We start from the raw sequence: 19,120 nt of genomic DNA, 5'->3' as shown, positions 1-19,120 counted from the left end.
TCCACTTTTTGCAGATGAAAAAACAACGCCCGCTTGCTGCCAGAGAGCAAACGGGCGCCGCATTCAGCTATTGCGCGGTGTGAGCGGAGCTCAGATACCGTACTGGGCGCGGTAAGCCTTCATGGCAGCCAATTGCGCCGCCAGCTCCGGCTGCTCGGCCTGCTTCTCCTCCAGATACTGGATCAAGTCGCTCATCTGGATGATGGCGATGATGTGAGCGCCGTAGTCACGCTCCACCTCCTGAATGGCGGAGAGCTCGCCCTTGCCCTTCTCCTGACGGTCCAGCGCGATCAGCACGCCCGCCAGCGAGGCACCGTTGGCCTGGATCAGATCCATGGATTCGCGGATGGCGGTACCGGCAGTGATGACGTCGTCCACCAGCATGACGCGCCCCTTGAGCGGGCTGCCCACCAGATTGCCGCCCTCGCCGTGATCCTTGGCCTCCTTGCGGTTGAAGCACCAGGGCACGTCCACATCGTGCTGCTCCACCAGCTGCACCGCAGTGGCGGAGGCGATGGGGATCCCCTTGTAGGCCGGGCCAAACAGCACGTCGAACTCGATACCGGCATCCATCAAGGCGGCGGCATAGAAGCGGCCGAGACGGGCCAGATCGCGGCCGCTGTTGAACAGACCGGCGTTGAAGAAGTAGGGGCTTTTACGACCGGATTTCAGGGTAAATTCACCGAATTTGAGGACCTGTTTCTCCAGGGCGAACTCGATAAATTGACGCTGGTAGGCTTTCATTCTGGCTCCTTGCTTGGCTTGTCGTTGTCTTGTGTAGGGGTATAAAAAAACGCGGTCAATGCCGCGTTTTTAAAATCAGGAGAGCGACTGCTTCTGCAGCGCAATGATGTCGGCGATGCCGCCCTTGGCGAGCGCCAGCATCTCCAGCAGCTCCTCATGGGTGAAGGGCTCGGCCTCCGCGGTGCCCTGCACCTCGATGATGCGACCATCTTCGGTCATCACCACGTTCATGTCGGTCTCGGCGGCGGAGTCTTCGATGTACTCCAGATCGCAGATGGCTTCGCCCTGATACATGCCAACGGAGACGGCGGCGATCATCTGCTTGAGCGGGCTCTGCTTGATCATGCCCTTCTCGACCATCCAGTTCAGCGCATCCACCAGCGCCACGCAGGCACCGGTAATGGAAGCAGTGCGGGTGCCGCCATCGGCTTGCAGCACGTCACAGTCAACTGTGATGGAGTGCTCGCCCAGCGCAGTCAGGTCTACCGCCGCGCGCAGGGAGCGGGCGATCAAACGGGAGATCTCCAGAGTACGGCCACTCTGCTTGCCGGAGGCCGCTTCGCGGTTCATCCGGGAGTGGGTGGAGCGCGGCAGCATGCCGTACTCGGCGGTCACCCAGCCTTGGTTCTTCCCTTTCAGGAAGCGCGGCACGCTGGTGTCAACGCTGGCGGTGCAGAGCACGCGAGTGTTACCGAACTCCACCAGCACTGAGCCTTCTGCATGTTTGGTGAAATTGCGGGTAATGGTAACCGGGCGAAGTTGCGCGGCACTGCGATCGCTTGGACGTGACATGGAACGGACCTCTGGGCTGGCTCAAATTGGCGGGGGATTATAAGTGATCCCGCCCCAAATATCAGCCGCTAAAACCACGGCATCGGCTGACGAGCAGGGCCGGGCTGAGTATACTGGCCGCACACTTCATCAAGCCCGGAACAATCAATGATTCACAGCATGACCGCCTACGCCCGCAAGGAATTCAAGGGCGACTGGGGCACAGCCGTTTGGGAAATTCGTTCGGTCAACCAGCGCTATCTGGAGACCTACATTCGCCTGCCGGAGCAACTGCGCAGCCTGGAGCCGGTTCTGCGTGAGCGTTTCCGCGCCAAACTGCAGCGCGGCAAGGTGGAGTGCAACCTGCGCTTCGAGGCCGCTCAGGCCGCCGCCAGCCAGCTGCACATCAATGAAGAGCTGGCCAAACTGATCATCGACAGCGCCAGCTGGGTAATGAAAGAGGCGGGTCAGGGCCGGCTCAATCCGGTCGACGTATTGCGTTGGCCGGGCGTCATGGCTGCCGCCGAGCAGGACATGGACGCGGTCGCCACCGAGCTGCTCGGCGGCTTTGACCAGACCATGGAAGATTTCCTCGCCTCCCGCGCCAGCGAAGGGGCCAACCTCAAGGCGCTGATCGAACAGCGTCTGGCCGGTATTCAGGTGGAAGTGAAGAAGGTGCGCGTCCACCTGCCGCAGATCATCGAGTGGCAGCGCCAGAAGCTCACCGACCGTCTGGCCGAAGCCAAGGTCGAGCTGGATCCGGCCCGCATCGAGCAGGAGATCGTGCTGCTGGCCCAGAAGATCGACGTGGCCGAAGAGCTGGATCGTCTGGAGATGCACATCAGCGAGACCAACAAGATCATGAAAAAGGGTGGCGCCTGCGGTCGTCGTCTCGACTTTATGATGCAGGAGTTCAACCGCGAGTCGAACACCCTCGGCTCCAAGTCCATCAATGCCGAAGTGACCCAGTCCGCCGTCGAGCTGAAAGTCCTTATCGAGCAGATGCGCGAGCAGATCCAGAACATCGAATGATGGGTCGCTGACTATCCGGTTGTTGCCTGCAAAAGAGCCCTTGATTCCTCAAGGGCTCTTTTATTTTCAGGCCATCGCACCTGTCGCCCGCCGCCGGTGAGTCAACGGCTGGGGAGCCCCTAGCCTATCGGCATCACCAGCGCCGGTTGGTGAGGGTCGCTCAGCCGTTCGGCCAGATAGTCCACCAGCAGCCGCACCTTGGGGGAGAGGTGGCGGTTATGGGGATAGAGGGCCCAGATCCCCTCAGCCGGGGCCCGCAGTTCCGGCAGCAACTCGATCAGCTCGCCTCGGGCCAGATGGTCGCTCACGTAGTAGTCCGGCAACTGGATGATGCCGATCCCCTTGAGCGCCGCATCCAGCAGGGCGTGGCCGCTGTTGCACTGCAACAGGCCGTGCACCCGCACGCTGTGGGGGCGGCCATCCAAGGTAAAGTGCCACTCGTCGCTGTTGCCCACCAGACAGGTGTGGCGGGTCAGCTCGGAGAGGCTGTTGGGCATGCCGTGGCGAGCGGTGTAGGCCGGTGAGGCGCAGACATAGGGCACCCGCTGCGCCAGCTTGCGCGCCACCAGCGTCGAATCCTTGAGATGGCCGAGCCGCAGCGCCAGATCGTAGCCTTCGTGCACCAGATCCAGCAGCTGGTTGGTGAGGTTGAGGGTCACCTCCAGCTGGGGGAAGCGCACCATAAAGTCGTTCACCAGCGGGGCGATGCGGCTCTCGCCGTAGGAGACGGGGGCCGTAATGCGCAGCGACCCTTGCGGCACCGCCTGATGGCGCCCCACCGCCAACTCCGCCTCGTAGAGGTTGTCCAGCAGCTGACGGCAGTGGCGATAGTAGATCTCGCCAAGCTCGGTGAGCCGCACCTGACGGGTGGTGCGCAGCAGCAACTTGGCCTGCAGCCGATCCTCCAGCTGTGCCACCTGCCGGCTGACTTGCGCCACCGACACCCCCAGCTTGCGCGCCGCCGGGGTAAAGCCCCCCTGCTCTGCCACGCTGACAAATTCACAGATCCCTTCCCAGCCGAACATTATTACCTGTGTGTAAAAGTGATTTGAGATTTGCCCTCATTATCACCAAATCGGCGGGAAACTACACTGACTGTCCGAACTCATCTCTGTTCACCCTGCTCAACAAGAAGGATGTCATTCATGGCACAGGTTCAAAGCATCAAGTGTAAAGCCGCCATCGCCTGGGGCCCGGGTCAGCCCCTCTCCATCGAAGAGGTAGAAGTCATGCCGCCACAAGCGGGAGAGGTGCGGGTGCGCATCGTCGCCACCGGCGTCTGCCACACCGATGCCTTCACCCTCTCCGGTGAGGATCCGGAAGGGGTCTTCCCCTGTATTCTCGGCCACGAGGGAGGCGGCATCGTCGAATCGGTCGGCGAAGGGGTCACCAGCGTCAAGGTGGGGGATCACGTGATCCCGCTCTACACCCCCGAATGCGGCGAGTGCAAGTTCTGCAAATCCGGCAAGACCAATCTCTGCCAGAAGATCCGCGCCACCCAGGGCAAGGGGCTGATGCCGGACGGCACCACCCGCTTCTCGAAAGATGGCCAGCCCATCTATCACTACATGGGCACCTCCACCTTCAGCGAATACACGGTACTGCCGGAGATCTCCATCGCCAAGGTGGACCCGGCCGCCCCGCTGGAAGAGGTCTGTCTGCTCGGTTGTGGCGTCACCACCGGCATCGGCGCCGTGATGAACACCGCCAAGGTGAAAGAGGGTGAGAGCGTCGCCATCTTCGGGCTGGGGGGCATCGGCCTCTCGGCGGTGATCGGGGCTCGTCTGGCCAAGGCCGGTCGCATCATCGCCATCGACATCAACGAGAGTAAGTTCGAACTGGCCCGCAAGCTGGGCGCCACCGACTGCATCAACCCGAACGATTACGACAAACCGATTCAGGAAGTGATCGTCGAGCTGACCGACGGCGGCGTCGACTTCTCCTTCGAATGCATCGGCAACGTCAAGGTGATGCGTGCGGCGCTGGAGTGCTGCCACAAGGGTTGGGGCGAGTCGGTCATCATCGGCGTCGCCGGAGCGGGTCAGGAGATCAGCACCCGTCCGTTCCAGCTGGTGACCGGTCGGGTCTGGCGCGGCAGCGCCTTCGGCGGGGTTCGCGGTCGCAGCGAATTGCCGAGCTATGTGCAGCGCTACATGCAGGGTGAGTTCCGCCTCGATGACTTCATCACCCACACCATGGGGCTTGAGCAGATCAACGAGGCGTTCGCTCTGATGCACCAAGGCAAGAGCATCCGCACCGTTATCCACTACTGAGCATGATCACCCCGCCCGCTATCGTGGGCGGGGTGCAGGAGTCCTTCGATGAATCTGGAGATTATCAGCAGCAACAAGAGCTTCGGCGGCTGGCACAAGCGCTATCGCCACCACGCCAGCGTGCTCGGCTGCGAGATGAATTTTGCCATCTATCTGCCGCCTCAGGCCCTCACCGGCCAGAAGGTGCCCGTACTCTACTGGCTCAGCGGCCTCACCTGCACCGATGAGAACTTCATGCAGAAGGCGGGTGCCCAGCGCATCGCCGCCGAGCTCGGCATCGCCCTGGTGGCGCCGGACACCAGCCCCCGCGGCGACGGCGTAGCGGACGACCCCGGTTATGACCTCGGCATGGGGGCAGGCTTTTACGTCAACGCCAGCCAGAGCCCCTGGCAGGCACACTACCAGATGTATGACTACGTTACCCGCGAGCTGCCAGACTTGATAGAGACCCACTTCCCGGTCTCGACCCGGCGCGCCATCAGCGGCCACTCCATGGGGGGTCACGGGGCGCTGATCGCCGCGTTGCGGGAGCCGGGCCGCTATCGCTCGGTGTCGGCGTTCAGTCCGATCTGCCACCCGAGCCGCTGCCCCTGGGGCCAGAAGGCGCTCGGCGCCTACCTCGGCAGCAATCCCTTGCTGTGGCAGGAGTGGGATGCCTGCCAGCTGCTGCGCCACCAGCCAGTCACGCCGCTGCCCACCCTGGTGGATGTGGGGCTGGATGATCCCTTCCTCGCCGAGCAGTTGCATATCGATGCGCTGGCCGAGGTGGCAGCCAGCAAGGGATGGCCGCTGGAGCTCAACCGCCACGAGGGCTATGACCACAGCTACTACTTCGTGGCGAGCTTTATCGAGGCGCACCTGCGCTTTCACGCCTGCCACCTCTGATCAAAACAGGCCCGTTGCGGGCCTGTTTCAGTTGTGGTGATCGGTTGATATCAACTGCCCGCTCGGGTCACGCCGCCGGAGCCTGCGATCTGCTGCTCCACCTTGGGATCACCCCAGTAGGCGATGTTGCCTGAGCCAGCGATGCCGACTTTCAGCGTCTCCTGCGCCCGTACCGCCACATCACCGCTGCCGGCGATATTGACCTCTACCTCCTTGCCGCGCATCTCGCTCCCGAGCACATCACCAGATCCGGCAATGTTCAGCTCGATGGCCTGTGCCGAACCGCTGCCCAGCTCCAGACTGCCGGTGCCAGCGATATTGCCTTCCAACCGTTTCAGCTCCAGCTGACTGGCAACGATGTCACCGGTACCGGCCACTGACAGCACCAGCTCATCCCCCTTGAAGCCGCTCAGATCGCCGTTGCCGGTCCCGGCCAATGCCAGTTCGTTCAGCACCGGTAAGGTGATGGTCAGCTCCAGCGGCTCGGTAGGATCGAGCCGGTAACTCTCCTTCACCTCGATCTCCAGCTTGTCGCCGCTCTCGGTCAGCTCCAGATAGGGCAGCAGGTTCTCCTGCCCCTTGATCAGGATGCCGCGCGGCTCCCCCGCGACCAGATGGAGGGTGGCAGGCACCCCCGCCAGCACCCGGGTCACCCTGTCACCAAGCGCCTGCTGGCGCTCGACCACAGCCCCCGTTCCGGTCACTCTGGTCAGATCCAGCCAGTGACACCCACTGAGCCCCGCCATCAACATGACAACCATCATCCATTTCATCGCTACTCTCCTCCTTATGTGTTAGCCATCCAGGGCCAATTGGTTTTCATGCTTTGCAAAGCGTGAGCCAAAAATTAACTTAATGATTCAAAAGGAAATAACCATTAAACCCAGAACAAACCGAAGAATTCAGAGAGCCATTTAGACCATATTTTGGTGAAAATAACCATTCTCGAACGGATATGATTGTGGCTGATTGGCGGGTCACCCTGCCGGTCACTATGCTGACAGCCCGTGGAAGTTTTTGATTGCCCTGCCGGTCTGTTGAGCCAATAGTGGTACTTCGTGCGTACCAAGCTCTCCATTGCGGTAATGTCATTACCACTGTCTTGTCAGTCTTCACTGCCAACAAGGAGTCAGAGCGTGACCCAAGCAAGCCCTCTCTATTCCACTACCACCGGTCTGCCGGAGCCGACTCGCACCCCGTTGCTGACCGGCAGCGATCCCGAGCAGAAACGGCGCGAGCTGCTCGCCTACTTCTGCCAGACCTTCGATCTCTACGACTCGCTGTTTGACTGTCTGGCCGATGAGCGGGCCTGGTTCAACAAGGCGATCCCGCTGCGCCACCCACTCATCTTCTACTACGGCCACACCGCCGCCTTCTTCATCAACAAGCTGCTGGCGGCGCGCCTGATCAACCAGCGGCTGGATGCCCGCATCGAGGCCATGGTCGCCATCGGGGTGGACGAGATGAGCTGGGACGATCTGGACGAGACCCACTACGACTGGCCCAAGGTTACCGAGCTGCGCAGCTATCGAGCCAGAGTCCGTACACTGGTGTGCGACTTCATCCGGCAGATGCCGCTCACCCTGCCCATCGACTGGCAGAGCCCGGCCTGGGTGATCCTGATGGGGATAGAGCACGAGCGCATCCACCTCGAGACCTCCAGCGTGCTGATCCGCCAATTGCCGCTCGCCTGGGTGCGGCCGCAGCCTTATTGGCCCGCCTGCGCCGAAGCACGCCGCCACATTGATCAGGTGCCCGCCAACAGCCTGCTGCCGGTGGCCGGCGGCAAAGTGCGACTGGGCAAACGGGACGCCACCTACGGCTGGGACAACGAATATGGCGAACGCCATATCGAGCTGGCCCCGTTTCAGGCCAGCCGCATGCTGGTGAGCAATGCCGAGTACCTCGCCTTCGTCCAGGCGGGCGGCTACGGCCAGCAACAGTGGTGGGATGAGGAGGGATGGGGCTGGTGCCAGTACGCCAAGGCGCAGATGCCCACCTTCTGGGTGGGTGATTCCACCAAGCCCGAACAACTGCAGCTGCGGCTGATGACCGAGCAGGTCGCCATGCCCTGGGACTGGCCAGTCGAGGTCAACCAGCTGGAGGCGGCTGCCTTCTGTCGCTGGAAGGCGGCCCGGACCGGGCTCCCCATCCAGCTGCCGAGCGAGGCAGAGTGGCAGTTGCTGCGCGAGCAAGTTCCCGGCGATCAGCCGGACTGGACACAGGCACCCGGCAATATCAATCTGGCCCGTTTTGCCTCCTCCTGCCCGGTGGACGCCTGCCCGCAAGGGGAGTTCTTCGATCTGGTGGGCAATGTCTGGCAGTGGACCAGCACCGCCATCGATGGCTTCGACGGCTTTAAAATCCACCCGCTCTACGACGACTTCTCCACCCCGACCTTTGATGGCAAGCACACCCTGATCAAGGGGGGCAGCTGGATCAGCACGGGCAACGAAGCGCTCAAATCATCCCGTTACGCCTTTCGGCGTCACTTCTTCCAGCATGCGGGTTTCCGCTATCTGGTCTCCCGTTATCAGGAACCCGTTATCGTGAATCCCTATGAAACCGACACGCTGGTCGCTCAGTACCTCGACTTCCAGTACGGCCCGAGCCACTTCGGGGTAGCCAACTACGCCAAGACGCTTGCTGATCTTGCTGGCGAGCTCTGCAGCAACCACCAGCGGGCACTGGATATCGGCTGTGCCACCGGCCGCGCCAGCTTCGAACTGGCTCGCCACTTCCAGCATGTGGACGGGGTCGACTACTCGGCCCGCTTCATCGATGTGGCGCTGGCCCTCGCCAGCCAGGACAGCTTCCGCTACGCCATTCCGCTGGAGGGTGAACTGGTGGAGTATTGCGAGGCACGCCTGTCGAGCCACGGGCTGGGGGCGAGTCAGGCTGAGCGCATCCACTTCAGTCAGGGGGATGCCTGCAACCTCAAGCCCAAATATGACCACTACGATCTGGTGCTCGCCTCCAACCTGATCGACCGGCTGCGGGAGCCCGCCCGCTTCCTGCGGGATATCGCTCCCCGGCTGCGCAGCGGTGGCCTGCTGGTGCTCACCAGCCCCTATACCTGGCTGGCGGAATATACTCCGCCCGCCAACTGGCTCGGCGGCATTCGTGAAAACGGCGAGGCGCTCACCACCTATCAGGCGCTGCAACGGCTGCTGGCGGCGGAGTTCGAGGAGCACTGCCCGCCGCGGGATGTGCCTTTCGTCATCCGCGAGACCGCCCGCAAATACCAGCACACGGTGGCGCAGCTGACCGTCTGGCGCAAACGCTAGCACGCCGGTCGACATGCAGATGAAAAGAGGGAGGCCAACGGGCCTCCCTCTTTTCATGGCAGTCAAAATGGCGCGAGTATCAATGCCCCTGCTCATGATAGCGGCGGGCCAGCACGGCGCAGACCATCAGCTGGATCTGGTGGAAGATCATCAGCGGCAACACCATGACACCGACGCTGGCGGCCGGGAACATGACGTTGGCCATCGGCACCCCGTTGGCGAGGCTCTTCTTGGAGCCGCAGAAGACGATGGTGATCTCGTCCGCCTTGTCGAAACCGAGACGACGGCTGATCCAGACGTTCCAGCAGAGCACCAGCGCCAGCAAGACGCAGCTCAGCAGCACGATACTGGCCAGATCGTACCAACTTACTTGACGCCAAATCCCCTGCACCACCGCCTCGCTGAAGGCGACGTAGACCACCAGCAGGATGGAGCTCTGATCCAGCTTGCCGATGAGCGGCCGATGGCTGTCGACCCAGCGGCCAATGAGCGGGCGCGACAGGTGGCCCACCACGAACGGCAGCATCAGCTGCATCATGATGGACTGGATGGAGTGCCAGGTGTCGATCCCCTCCCCCTGTACGTGGATCATCATCCCCACCAGCACCGGCGAGAGAAAGATACCGAGGATGCTGGAGGCGGAGGCGCTGCACACCGCCGCCGACACATTGCCCCCCGCCATCGAGGTAAAGGCGATGGCCGACTGCACGGTGGCAGGCAGGGCGCAGAGATAGAGGAAGCCGAGGTAGATGGCCGGGCTCAGCCAGCCCGGTACCAGCGGGGTGAGCAGCAGCCCGAGCAGCGGAAACAGCACGAAAGTGCTGAGCATCACCACCAGATGAAGCCGCCAGTGACCGAGGCCCGCCAGCAGGTTCTGGCGCGACAACTTGGCGCCATGCATGAAGAACAGGAGCGCCACCGCCAGCTTGGTCAGCAGACCGAACCAGACGGCCACCAGCCCCTCGCAGGGAAAGAGGGAGGCCAGGGTGACCACCGCAATCAGCACAACAGTAAAGGGATCCAGACGCACGAAAGGTCTCCATCAGAAGGGCATCCTGCTGCCGTGACGGCAGTCAGGATTGGGGAGGACAAGAAACAGAGCGGGAGATGTCTGGCACCTCCCGCTAAAACGAACCTCCAGCTTACCCCGATAACGGAGAGGCGCAACGTTGTGCAGCGGTTAATTGTTCATCAATGCTTAACGCCTTTGCTTTGTTGAATAGCGGAAGTTGCTGACCCGCGGCCAGATAGCGCCAAACCGGCGCGAAATGGATAAAAAACGGGCGACCCAAGCCGCCCGTTCCGCTTTTTCACCCAGCCGATCAGCGCTGGCTGGCCAGCTTGCCGTTGCCGGTTTTCTTCTCATTGCCGGCGAGCTTGCGAGCCTGCCGCTTCTCGAAGCGGGAGATCCACCAGTAGGCCAACGCCGAGAAGACCGCGGTCATAAAGACGTTGATAAAGAAGGCGCGCACCAGATCCACCCCGGCCGGGAATGCGGAGGCGCTCATGCTCACCACGAAGATGGCGATCAGCACCGACACCACGCCCATCCCGAACTTGCGCGACCCCATGCGGAAGTCACGGGGGGTGTCGTCATGTTTCCAGCGAAACACGAAGTAGGCCACCATGATGAAGATCGGCGGCAGCATGGCGGTGCCAGCGGTGAGGTTGATGGCGGTGTTCATCATCTGCTGTACCGACTCGGAGCCGAAGCCGTTGACCACCAGCATCGCGAACACGAAGACAAACTGCCACCAGGCGGCGCGCACCGGCACGCCGTGCTTGTTGAGCTGGGTGGTCTTCTCGCCGTAAACCCCCTGCGGGATCTCGGAGAAGTGGATCTTCACCGGCGCCGAGGTCCACATCATCATGGAACCAAACATGGCGATAAACAGCACCACGCCGACGAAACGGCCCACCAGCGCCTCGGAAAGCCCGAAGTACTGGGCCATGCCGGTGAAGATCTCCACCATGCCGCCGGCATAGGTGAGGCTCTCGCGCGGCACGAACACGTTCACCAGCAGGGAACCGACCGCATACATGGCGCCGATGACGATACCTGCGCTGATGATCACCTTGATGAAGGACTTCTGGCCCCCCTTCACGTCATTGAGGTAGGCCGCCGCCGTCTCGGCACCGCCCGCTGCCTGGAAGATCCAGCACATGATGCCGAGCGTCGCCCAGTTGACGGTGGGAGTCATCGCCTCCAGGGTAATGGGCTGTGCCGGCACATGATCGCCACTCAAAGCCATCAGGGCGCCCAGCACATAGATGGCGAACAGGGCAAACACCCCATAGGCCACGATCTCGGCAATTTTGCCGAGCCAGCTCGCCCCCTTGGTGGAGATGTGGGTCGCAGCCGCAAACAGCACGATGGAGATGATCGAGGTGACCATGGGCGAGAAGCTGTACTCATAGCCCAGCATGGCGTAGGAGGCGTAGGCAATGACGTTGGGCAGCAGGGAGACGAACCAGAAAAGGTTCACGAACCAGTAGAGAAACGAGCCCAGATAGGCCATCCGGGTGCCGAGCGGTTTTTTCAGCCAGTCGTACATCCCCGACTCGGAGTTTTTGTTGGCCGAGACGAACTCGGCAATGATGAAGACGAACGGGATGAAGTAGACGATGGTCGCCAGCAGGAAGATGGGGGCGGAGCTGAGCCCCAGCTCGATGTTGTTGTTGACGATGTTGCGCACGTTGAACACGGCGGCAAAGGTCATCGACAACAGGGCAAACTTGCCTATGGTGCCGCGTACGGATTCAGACATGGTGTCCTCCAGTGGACTCGCGTTCCCTGCGGGTAACGCTGTGACTCTGTGATGTGTTCGGCAAGGGTCTGTCGGCCCCGCGCTTTACTCTCTTGTTATGATCGGGCCGCGTGGACGGCCTCGTTGGTGAACCGGTGCCGTCTCCCGCACCGGCTCGCAATACCAGTCAGACGATCGGGGTGCCCGGCGCCATCGGCACCCGCGGTTGCAACAGTACACTCTGGCTCTCGTCCGGGGTCTCGGCGCAGAGCAACATGCACTCGGAGCGCTCGCCGCGCATCCTGGTGGGCTTGAGGTTGGTCAGCACCACCACCTCGCTGCCCATCAGCTCATCTTCGCTGTAGTAAGGCACCAGACTGGTGACAGTCTGCAGCGGCCGCTCGCCACCCACATCGATCTGGACGATGTAGAGTTTGTCGGCCCCGGGGTGACGCACCACCTCCAGCACCTTGCCCACCTTCATCTCGACCCGTTTGAATTCGGCAAACTCGATCGTCTCGCTCATGCTCTTTTCCTTTTCTGGTTCAACGGTTTGCGGGTGGCCAACGGCCACCCGGTTTGATTGGTATTCAATGCCGTGCCTATGGCGTCTGCATGGCAACCTGCGCTGCCGGCTGGGCCTCTTTGGCACGCGCTTCGGCGCTGAGGGAGGCCTCGTATCTGTTGTATTTCCACCAGGCGAAGCCGAGGAAAATCACAATCCCGCCGACGTTGTAGAAGATGATGGTCATGATGTCGGCGCCGGTCGGGAAGGTGGAGGCGAGGAAGCCCACCGAGAAGATGGCGATCAGCACCGAGACCACGGCGATGCCGGTAGTGCGCGAACCCATCTTGAACTCCCGCGGCAGGTGGTCGAGCTTCAGGCGCAGATTGAGGTAGGCCAGCATGATGAACAGCGGCGGCAACATGGAGGCGGCAGCGGTCATGTTGATGACGGTGTTCATCAGATCCTGCGCTGTGTTGGAGCCCAGGGTCGGGATCACCATCAGCGGCAGCACGATGAGGTACTGGATCCAGGCTGCGCGGGCGGGCACGCCGTTCTCGTTGAGCTCGACCGTCTTCTTGCCGAAGATGCCGGCCGGGATTTCGGAGAAGAAGATCTTCACCGGGGTCGCCGTCCACATCAGCAGGGAGCCGAACATGGCGGTGAAGGAGACCAGCCCGACGAAGCGGTTCATCAGGATCTCCGGCAAGCCGAAGTAGGCTGCCAGCCCTTCAAACACCTGCACCGAGCCGCCGGTATATTTCAGGGTACCGCTCGGCACGAACACGTTGATCAACAGCGAGGCGATGGAGTAAAGCACGCCGATAAAGATCCCGGCGATGATGATCACCTTCACGAATGACTTGGAGCCCCCCTTCACGTCATTGACGTAGACCGCCACCGACTCGGCGCCACCGGCTGCCATAAAGATCCAGGTGGTGATGCCGAGGAAGGCCCAGCTGAAATCGGGGACCATGGCCTCTACCGTGATGGGATCAGCCGGCTGCACGCCGCCCACCAGTGCCGCACCTGCCAGCAGGATGTAGGAGAGGGTCAGCAGCAGCATCAGGGACGAGGTCACCGAGGTGATGGGGCCGAGCATCTTGGCGCCGTTGGTGGAGACGTAGGTGGCAAAGGCGAACAGCACCATGCTCAAGGCCGTGGTCGCCACCGGGGTGAGAATGTACTCGTAGCCGAGGAAGGCATAGGAGGCGTAGGCGATAACCCGCGGCAGCAGCGAGGTGAAGAAGAAGAGGTTCACGAACCAGTAGGTGTAGGCGGAGATAAAGGCCCAGCGACCGCCGAGGGAACTCTTCACCCAGGCATACACCCCCGCTTCGGAGTTTTTGTTCAGTGACACAAATTCCGCAATGATCAGGCAGAACGGAATGAAGTAAAAAATGGTGGCCAGAAAGAACATCGGGGCCGAAGCCAGACCGATTTCGATATTGTTATTGATGACGTTGTTGAAGCTGAATACCGCCGCGAAGGTGAGCGACAGCAGACCAAACTTGCCTATCGTATTGCGTTTGGAATCAGACATGGTGCATCTCCAGACCTGTAGTTATTGCCGCGAAAGAGCGGGGCATGATTTGTAGGGTGAGCCCCGCCCTTCCGGCGTTTGTCAGTGCAGAACCGGCGGCTTGTTATTTGTTTTTGAAGTAGCCGCCTTCAACGGTGACCTTGATGATCACCTTGCGCACCGGGCTGTCGCCTGCGAACCGGTAAGCCTCGTCGTTCTCGAAGATCACCACCTGACCGTTGCCGACTTTCTGGCGCTCACGCACCTCGCCGGCCAACCACTCGCGGTCGGTGGTGTCGTCATAGGCCTGCTCGACCGCCAGCTCACTCTTGGCTGCCCACTCCACCGTCTCTTCCCCTTCCAGGTAGTAGTGAACGTCGAAGTAGCGGCGCTGCCCCTCGAACAGTGAGGTGGCGGGGCTGGCCCCCTCCTGCAAGCGGTAGGTGAGGGAGTCACCGATGGAGTGGCAGATGCCGGGCTTGAGGTTCGGCAGGTTGTCGATGGCCTCCACGCAGCGGCCCCACTTCTTGCCCTCCCGGTAGATGTTTTTGAACAGGGTCAGGTTGTCCAGGGTGATCATGCGAGGTTCCTCCCGCCGTTGATGGTGAGATCGAGCCCGGCCAGCGCAGCCGGATTGAGGTTGCCGAGGGCGATGGGCAGCAGGGTCAAACCGAAGCTGAACGGCTCGAAGCGCACCCGCCAGGAGTCCAGCACCTCGGAGCCCCAGGAGTTGGAGCCGAGCCCCAGTACCTTGTGATCCAGATTGAGGGTGAGATAACCGCTCGGTTCCAGCTCGTTGATGTGCTGCGCCGCGTGGATATGTTCCCAGCTGTAGGGCCAGACGCTCAGGTTGATGGGGGCATCGGGTCGCACGTAGAGACCGGCGCCGTGGCGGTTGGTCAGGGTCGCCCAGCGCACCTGCTGGCGGTTGCCGTTATCCTGCGGGAAGGGGTAGTGCTCCCACATCTCGCTGACTGTGCTCTGGAAGCTGTCGATCCAGTTGCTCTGGCGGCTGTCCTGATAGTTTTCGCCCGGCCCCATGCCGTAGTAGTGCACCCGGTCGAGATCCTGACGAATGCCCAGCTCGAAGCCGATCTTGGGGATGATGTCGTCATAACCGCCGTAGGGCTGACCGGACAGCGCCACGTGCAGCTGGCCATTCGGGCTCAGGGTGTAGACGTAGCGGCAGCGCATGCCAAAGTCGAACACCGGCGGCGCAATCAGACTCTCGACCGTTACCTCGACCGCCTCGCCCAGCTGACGCCAGCTCAGAGTGCGGAAGTGCTCCTGCATGATCTGCAGGTGGTTCGGGTACCACAGGCTCTCGTACTCCTGCTTGTGGTTGTCGATCATCGGCTTGAAGAAGGTGAGACGCGGCGCCCGTTCGATAAGCTCATTGCCATCCTGCTGCCAGCTCACCAGCTTGCCATCGAGGCGTGAGAAACGCAGGGCAAAGCCGCTGCCACTCAAGGTCAGGTCAAGGCGCTCATCGGCAATCTGCAACGGGGTCGCGTTAGGGTTGGCAAAGGGTCGCAGTTGGCGAGTCGATGCCTTCAGTTGGAACTGGTACTGGCCCAGCTGGTGCTCCGCGGTGCTATAGCGGGTGGCGGTGGCCTTGATGACCCGCAGCTGGACGAAGGTTTCCCGCCCATCGAGGGATGGCAGTTCGAGTTGCAGCTCTGTGGTGGCTCCGGGGGCAACCCCTTCCAGCCGGATTTGCTGGCTGGCCAGCAGCTCGCCCTCTGCCTTCACTTCGACCAGCAGGCGGATGTCGTCGAGAGTGGAGAACCAGTAGCGGTTTTCCACCGCCAGCTTGCCTCTCGCCAGATCCAGCGCCCGCACCTTGACCGGGCAGATCACCTGCTTGTATTCGCGCAGGCCCGGCCCTGGGGTCTGATCCGGATAGATGAGGCCATCCATGCAGAAGTTGTAGTTGTTGGGGTAGTCGCCGTAGTCGCCGCCGTACTTGTAGACCGGGCGCCCCTGCTCGTCCTGCTCCAGAATGCCGTGATCGCACCACTCCCAGATGTAGTGACCCTGAATGTGGGGGTGACGATCGAACACCTGCTGGTATTCACTCAGGCCACCCGGGCCGTTGCCCATGGCGTGGGCGTATTCGCAGATAATGCGCGGCTTCGCCATCGGGAACTCGCCGAAGCAGTTCATCTGGGAGACGCGGGAGTACATGGTACTCACCACATCCACCACCTCGGCATCGCGATCCTCTTCGTAATGCACCAGCCGGGTCGGGTCGATCGCCTTGCAGCGCTGGTACATGGCTCTGATGTTGCAGCCGTAGCCGGATTCGTTGCCGAGCGACCAGATGATGATGGAGGGGTGGTTCTTCTGGGCGTGCACGTGGCGCTCGATGCGATCCACGAACACCGGCTCCCAGAAGGGGTCGTCGGTGATGCGGCTGAGATCGCCGACGTTGGCAAAGCCGTGGGTCTCCACGTCGGTCTCCGCCATCACGAACAGGCCGTACTGGTCACACAGCTCGTAGAAGCGCGGGTCGTTCGGGTAGTGGGCGGTGCGTACCGAGTTGAGGTTGTGCTGCTTCATCAGCACGATATCGCGTTCAACACGGTCCATGCCGACCGCACGGCTCTTGAGGTGGTCGTTGTCGTGGCGGTTCACCCCGTGCAGCTTGAGGTAGTGGCCGTTGACGTAGAAGAGCCCATCTTTGACCTTGATTTCACGCACCCCGACCCGCTGCGGGATCACTTCCAGCAGCTCGCCCTGACCGTTGTAGAGGGAGAGTTGCAGCTGATAGAGGTAAGGATCTTCGGCGCTCCACAGATGGGGGTTGGCCAGATCCAGCGTGAAGCGGCAGTCACACTTGCCGTCGATGGCGAGATGGTCGAGCGAGCCGCTGGCGATCTCGCTACCCTGATCCAGCAGCGACCAGACCAGACGGTGATCTCGGGCAGCCGACCCCAGATTTTCCAGCTGGATATCGCAGCTCAGGGTAGCGCTCTGGTTATCATCAGCCAGCGCGGTGCGGATGAAGAAGTCCTGCACATGGGCGGCCGGTTTGCCCACCAGGTAGACGTCGCGGAAGATCCCCGCCATCCACCACATGTCCTGATCTTCGATATAGGTGGAGTCAGCCCACTGCATCACCCGCACTGACAGCAGGTTCTCGCCAATGTTGGCGTAGGCACTGATATCGAACTCGGCGGTGAGACGGCTCCCCTTGCTGAAACCGACGTAGTGGCCGTTCACATAGACCTCGAAGTAGGTCTCCACCCCGTCAAACTTGATGATTACCTGCTCGCCGTCCCAGGCCGGGCTCAGCGTGAAGCTGCGCTGATAGGCGCCGGTGGGGTTGTTGGTCGGCACAAAGGGCACGTCGATGGGGAAGGGAAAACCCTCGTCGGTGTACTGCAGCTGACCATGTCCTTCCATCTGCCACATGTTGGGCACAGTGATCTGGCCCCACTCGCTCATGGGGCTGTGATAGAAGGCTTCCGGCACCTGCAGGGGGTGGTCGAAGTAGTGGAACTGCCACTGACCGCTAAGGCCCAGAAAACGGCGGCTCAGCTCGCGCTGCATGGTGGCCGCCAGCGCGTGGTCGGCATAAGAGAAGAAGTAGGCACGCGGAGCCAGCCTGTTTTCACCAACGAATTGGACGTTTTCCCAGTTATTCACATGTCCTCCCGGAACAAGGCAACGTTAACTGGGTAAACTTTAGATAAACATTTACTAAATATCAGCTTTGGATTGGTAAAGTTTTAACCTGATCACAATGAACAGATGGTTTTGTGAGCGAGATCAGAAGCGGGAGATAAAGGAGGGCAAGATATGGATGAGTGGCATGGATGTTGATAGTAGCTGGCTGAGCTACAATAAAATCAACTATAAAAACAATATGATATGAAGTTGTTGGATGATATGGGAAAGAGGTTTACTTGGGAGAGGAGTCGCACCACCGCAAGATGGTGCGACAAAAAAGCAGAGTATTTTACTAAAATCAGCGTGTAGTGCCGCGCAGGGTCAACTTGCTCGGTACCAACACTCGGAGTGGAATATCACGCTCGTCTCGCAGCCGCTCAACCAGCAAATTGACCCCCTGGGAGCCCATCAACTCGGAGTGGATCCGCACCGTGGAGAGCGGCGGGAAGGTGAACTTGGCGGTCGGAATATCGTTGACGCTGATAAGCTCGATCTGCTGGGGAATCGCCAGTCCCTTCTCATGAATGGCACGCAGCACACCGATGGCGATGGAGTCGGAGGCGACAAACAGCGCCTTGGGCCAATCCCCTGCCAGCATCTCCTTCGCCAACTGGTAGCCGGAGGCGCTGGAGAAGTCCCCACGATAGAGATCGCTCTCCTGCACCACCCCCAGCCGCTGACCATAATCCCAGAAGGCCAATTCACGCAGATCCGGATTCTCATCCTGGCCACCGATATAACCGATGCGCTGATGCCCCTGCGCGATAAAGTAATCAACCACTTGCTGGCTGATCAGGGCGAGATCCACATCGACCGAGTCGAACTCTCCCTGTGAACGGCAGTCGACAAACACCAGCTGGCTGGAACAAGCCCTCAGCTGGACGAGACGTTCGGCTGTGAGTGTGCCGACCACCAGAATGCCATCCACGGCGCTCAGCTCGCGCCCTTCACCACAGTTGTAGAGATGAGTCAGCTCGATATTGAGGCGGGCACTCTGGGTCTCTATGCCATAACGGATGGCGAGATAGTAAGGGTCGTTGACCTCGGTACTCTGGGGATAGGCATAGACCACCAGAAAGTGCAGCTTGCTCTTGTGTACCCCCTTGCGGGCGCTGCTGGTCTTGTACTCCAGCCGTTCGGCAATCTCGAAGATCCGCTGCTTGGTCTCTTCCTTGACGCTCAGGCTGGGATCCTCGTTCAGTACCCGGGATACCGTGGCGAGAGAAACCCCCGCTTCCTGTGCAATTTCCTTCAACGTAGCCATCAATACCTCGCTGGCAGCATCACGTGTTAATCAGCAACGGCTAAAGAGTAACGGGCAATCCTTTGATAGCCCAGCACTTTTACTAAAATGCCGGCGGCAGGGCAGTTTTTGAATTGCAGAAATGCAAAAAGGCCTCCCGAATGGGAGGCCTCTTCTAAATAGGTGCCTGACAGTGTCCTACTCTCGCATGGCGAATGCCACACTACCATCGGCGCTACCGCGTTTCACTTCTGAGTTCGGCATGGGATCAGGTGGTTCCACGGCGCTATTGCCGTCAGGCAAAAGCTTTTAAAACTAACTTGAAAATGGTGCTGATACCCAGAATCGAACTGGGGACCTCATCCTTACCAAGGATGCGCTCTACCGACTGAGCCATATCAGCACACTAACCGGTAAAGACCACGCTGGGCGTAAT

General features: G+C 60.9%; 15 protein-coding genes, 1 tRNA gene and 1 rRNA gene. 4 read left to right on the top strand and 13 right to left on the bottom strand.

The genetic code is table 11. The features are described 5' to 3' along the window. Window positions 1-90 precede the first annotated feature (90 nt). Both pyrE and rph read right to left on the bottom strand, forming a co-directional pair. Complete coding sequence (pyrE, locus tag ACB035_RS19735) at window positions 91-744, bottom strand: orotate phosphoribosyltransferase (protein WP_139460235.1); 654 nt, start codon at window positions 742-744, stop codon at window positions 91-93. A 75-nt stretch (window positions 745-819) separates the two neighbouring features. After that, complete coding sequence (gene rph, locus ACB035_RS19730) at window positions 820-1,536, bottom strand: ribonuclease PH (protein ID WP_005339589.1); 717 nt, start codon at window positions 1,534-1,536, stop codon at window positions 820-822. Between the two features lie 147 nt (window positions 1,537-1,683). On the opposite strand from rph, the gene ACB035_RS19725 reads away from it, so the two are divergent. Next, window positions 1,684-2,547 (top strand): YicC/YloC family endoribonuclease, encoded by an 864-nt coding sequence (locus ACB035_RS19725; protein WP_371167969.1) that lies wholly within the window; start codon window positions 1,684-1,686, stop codon window positions 2,545-2,547. Window positions 2,548-2,666: 119 nt separating this feature from the next. Here ACB035_RS19725 and ACB035_RS19720 read toward each other — a convergent pair whose 3' ends face one another. Then, complete coding sequence (locus tag ACB035_RS19720; protein ID WP_110304601.1) at window positions 2,667-3,572, bottom strand: LysR substrate-binding domain-containing protein; 906 nt, start codon at window positions 3,570-3,572, stop codon at window positions 2,667-2,669. 120 nt (window positions 3,573-3,692) lie between these two features. Between ACB035_RS19720 and ACB035_RS19715 the strand changes: the two genes are divergently transcribed. Both ACB035_RS19715 and fghA read left to right on the top strand, forming a co-directional pair. Then, window positions 3,693-4,820: an S-(hydroxymethyl)glutathione dehydrogenase/class III alcohol dehydrogenase gene (locus tag ACB035_RS19715; RefSeq protein ID WP_227341742.1), complete on the top strand. Its 1,128-nt coding sequence runs from the start codon at window positions 3,693-3,695 to the stop codon at window positions 4,818-4,820. 48 nt (window positions 4,821-4,868) lie between these two features. Beyond that, window positions 4,869-5,705: an S-formylglutathione hydrolase gene (fghA, locus tag ACB035_RS19710; protein WP_371167968.1), complete on the top strand. Its 837-nt coding sequence runs from the start codon at window positions 4,869-4,871 to the stop codon at window positions 5,703-5,705. 50 nt (window positions 5,706-5,755) lie between these two features. Here fghA and ACB035_RS19705 read toward each other — a convergent pair whose 3' ends face one another. Further along, complete coding sequence (locus ACB035_RS19705; protein WP_371167967.1) at window positions 5,756-6,478, bottom strand: head GIN domain-containing protein; 723 nt, start codon at window positions 6,476-6,478, stop codon at window positions 5,756-5,758. A 363-nt stretch (window positions 6,479-6,841) separates the two neighbouring features. Here ACB035_RS19705 and ovoA point away from each other — a divergent pair, with 363 nt between their 5' ends. Continuing rightward, window positions 6,842-8,992 (top strand): 5-histidylcysteine sulfoxide synthase, encoded by a 2,151-nt coding sequence (gene ovoA, locus ACB035_RS19700; protein ID WP_371167966.1) that lies wholly within the window; start codon window positions 6,842-6,844, stop codon window positions 8,990-8,992. Window positions 8,993-9,071: 79 nt separating this feature from the next. Here the strand turns inward: ovoA and ACB035_RS19695 are convergent, their stop codons facing one another. From ACB035_RS19695 to ACB035_RS19655, 9 genes are all read right to left on the bottom strand, one after another. Then, complete coding sequence (locus ACB035_RS19695; protein WP_100647114.1) at window positions 9,072-10,022, bottom strand: bile acid:sodium symporter family protein; 951 nt, start codon at window positions 10,020-10,022, stop codon at window positions 9,072-9,074. Between the two features lie 292 nt (window positions 10,023-10,314). Continuing rightward, window positions 10,315-11,760 (bottom strand): amino acid permease, encoded by a 1,446-nt coding sequence (locus ACB035_RS19690; protein ID WP_144715771.1) that lies wholly within the window; start codon window positions 11,758-11,760, stop codon window positions 10,315-10,317. A 166-nt stretch (window positions 11,761-11,926) separates the two neighbouring features. After that, window positions 11,927-12,265: a tRNA-binding protein gene (locus ACB035_RS19685; RefSeq protein ID WP_005357433.1), complete on the bottom strand. Its 339-nt coding sequence runs from the start codon at window positions 12,263-12,265 to the stop codon at window positions 11,927-11,929. A 76-nt stretch (window positions 12,266-12,341) separates the two neighbouring features. Continuing rightward, the gene (locus tag ACB035_RS19680) at window positions 12,342-13,787 is read right to left on the bottom strand and encodes an amino acid permease (RefSeq protein ID WP_102989700.1); all 1,446 of its coding nucleotides are present in this window, start codon (window positions 13,785-13,787) and stop codon (window positions 12,342-12,344) included. A 103-nt stretch (window positions 13,788-13,890) separates the two neighbouring features. Continuing rightward, complete coding sequence (locus ACB035_RS19675; protein WP_371167965.1) at window positions 13,891-14,346, bottom strand: beta-galactosidase subunit beta; 456 nt, start codon at window positions 14,344-14,346, stop codon at window positions 13,891-13,893. After that, complete coding sequence (ebgA, locus tag ACB035_RS19670) at window positions 14,343-17,417, bottom strand: beta-galactosidase subunit alpha (protein WP_371167964.1); 3,075 nt, start codon at window positions 17,415-17,417, stop codon at window positions 14,343-14,345. The genes ACB035_RS19675 and ebgA overlap by 4 nt, the downstream gene beginning before the upstream one ends. Window positions 17,418-17,739: 322 nt before the next feature. Continuing rightward, window positions 17,740-18,705 (bottom strand): transcriptional regulator EbgR, encoded by a 966-nt coding sequence (gene ebgR, locus ACB035_RS19665; protein WP_101530359.1) that lies wholly within the window; start codon window positions 18,703-18,705, stop codon window positions 17,740-17,742. 164 nt (window positions 18,706-18,869) lie between these two features. Further along, window positions 18,870-18,984: ribosomal RNA gene (gene rrf / locus ACB035_RS19660) — 5S ribosomal RNA — on the bottom strand. 27 nt (window positions 18,985-19,011) lie between these two features. After that, window positions 19,012-19,087 (bottom strand) — tRNA-Thr (locus tag ACB035_RS19655). Window positions 19,088-19,120 lie beyond the last annotated feature (33 nt).

This window comes from Aeromonas sp. S12(2024) (assembly GCF_041402305.1).
GTDB lineage: Bacteria > Pseudomonadota > Gammaproteobacteria > Enterobacterales > Aeromonadaceae > Aeromonas > Aeromonas veronii.
The sequence above is the reverse complement of the archived record's forward strand: the minus strand, read 5'-3'. Positions and strand labels throughout refer to the sequence as shown.

Bases quoted from the DNA above. Each gene is read 5' to 3' on its own strand.
- ACB035_RS19715 (WP_227341742.1), top strand. From the start codon at position 3,693: ATGGCACAGGTTCAAAGCATCAAGTGTAAAGCCGCCATCGCCTGGGGC.
- ACB035_RS19690 (WP_144715771.1), bottom strand. From the start codon at position 11,760: ATGTCTGAATCCGTACGCGGCACCATAGGCAAGTTTGCCCTGTTGTCG.
- ACB035_RS19675 (WP_371167965.1), bottom strand. From the start codon at position 14,346: ATGATCACCCTGGACAACCTGACCCTGTTCAAAAACATCTACCGGGAG.
- ACB035_RS19685 (WP_005357433.1), bottom strand. From the start codon at position 12,265: ATGAGCGAGACGATCGAGTTTGCCGAATTCAAACGGGTCGAGATGAAG.
- ACB035_RS19705 (WP_371167967.1), bottom strand. From the start codon at position 6,478: ATGAAATGGATGATGGTTGTCATGTTGATGGCGGGGCTCAGTGGGTGT.
- ACB035_RS19680 (WP_102989700.1), bottom strand. From the start codon at position 13,787: ATGTCTGATTCCAAACGCAATACGATAGGCAAGTTTGGTCTGCTGTCG.
- pyrE (WP_139460235.1), bottom strand. From the start codon at position 744: ATGAAAGCCTACCAGCGTCAATTTATCGAGTTCGCCCTGGAGAAACAG.
- rph (WP_005339589.1), bottom strand. From the start codon at position 1,536: ATGTCACGTCCAAGCGATCGCAGTGCCGCGCAACTTCGCCCGGTTACC.
- ACB035_RS19725 (WP_371167969.1), top strand. From the start codon at position 1,684: ATGATTCACAGCATGACCGCCTACGCCCGCAAGGAATTCAAGGGCGAC.
- ACB035_RS19720 (WP_110304601.1), bottom strand. From the start codon at position 3,572: ATGTTCGGCTGGGAAGGGATCTGTGAATTTGTCAGCGTGGCAGAGCAG.
- fghA (WP_371167968.1), top strand. From the start codon at position 4,869: ATGAATCTGGAGATTATCAGCAGCAACAAGAGCTTCGGCGGCTGGCAC.
- ebgR (WP_101530359.1), bottom strand. From the start codon at position 18,705: ATGGCTACGTTGAAGGAAATTGCACAGGAAGCGGGGGTTTCTCTCGCC.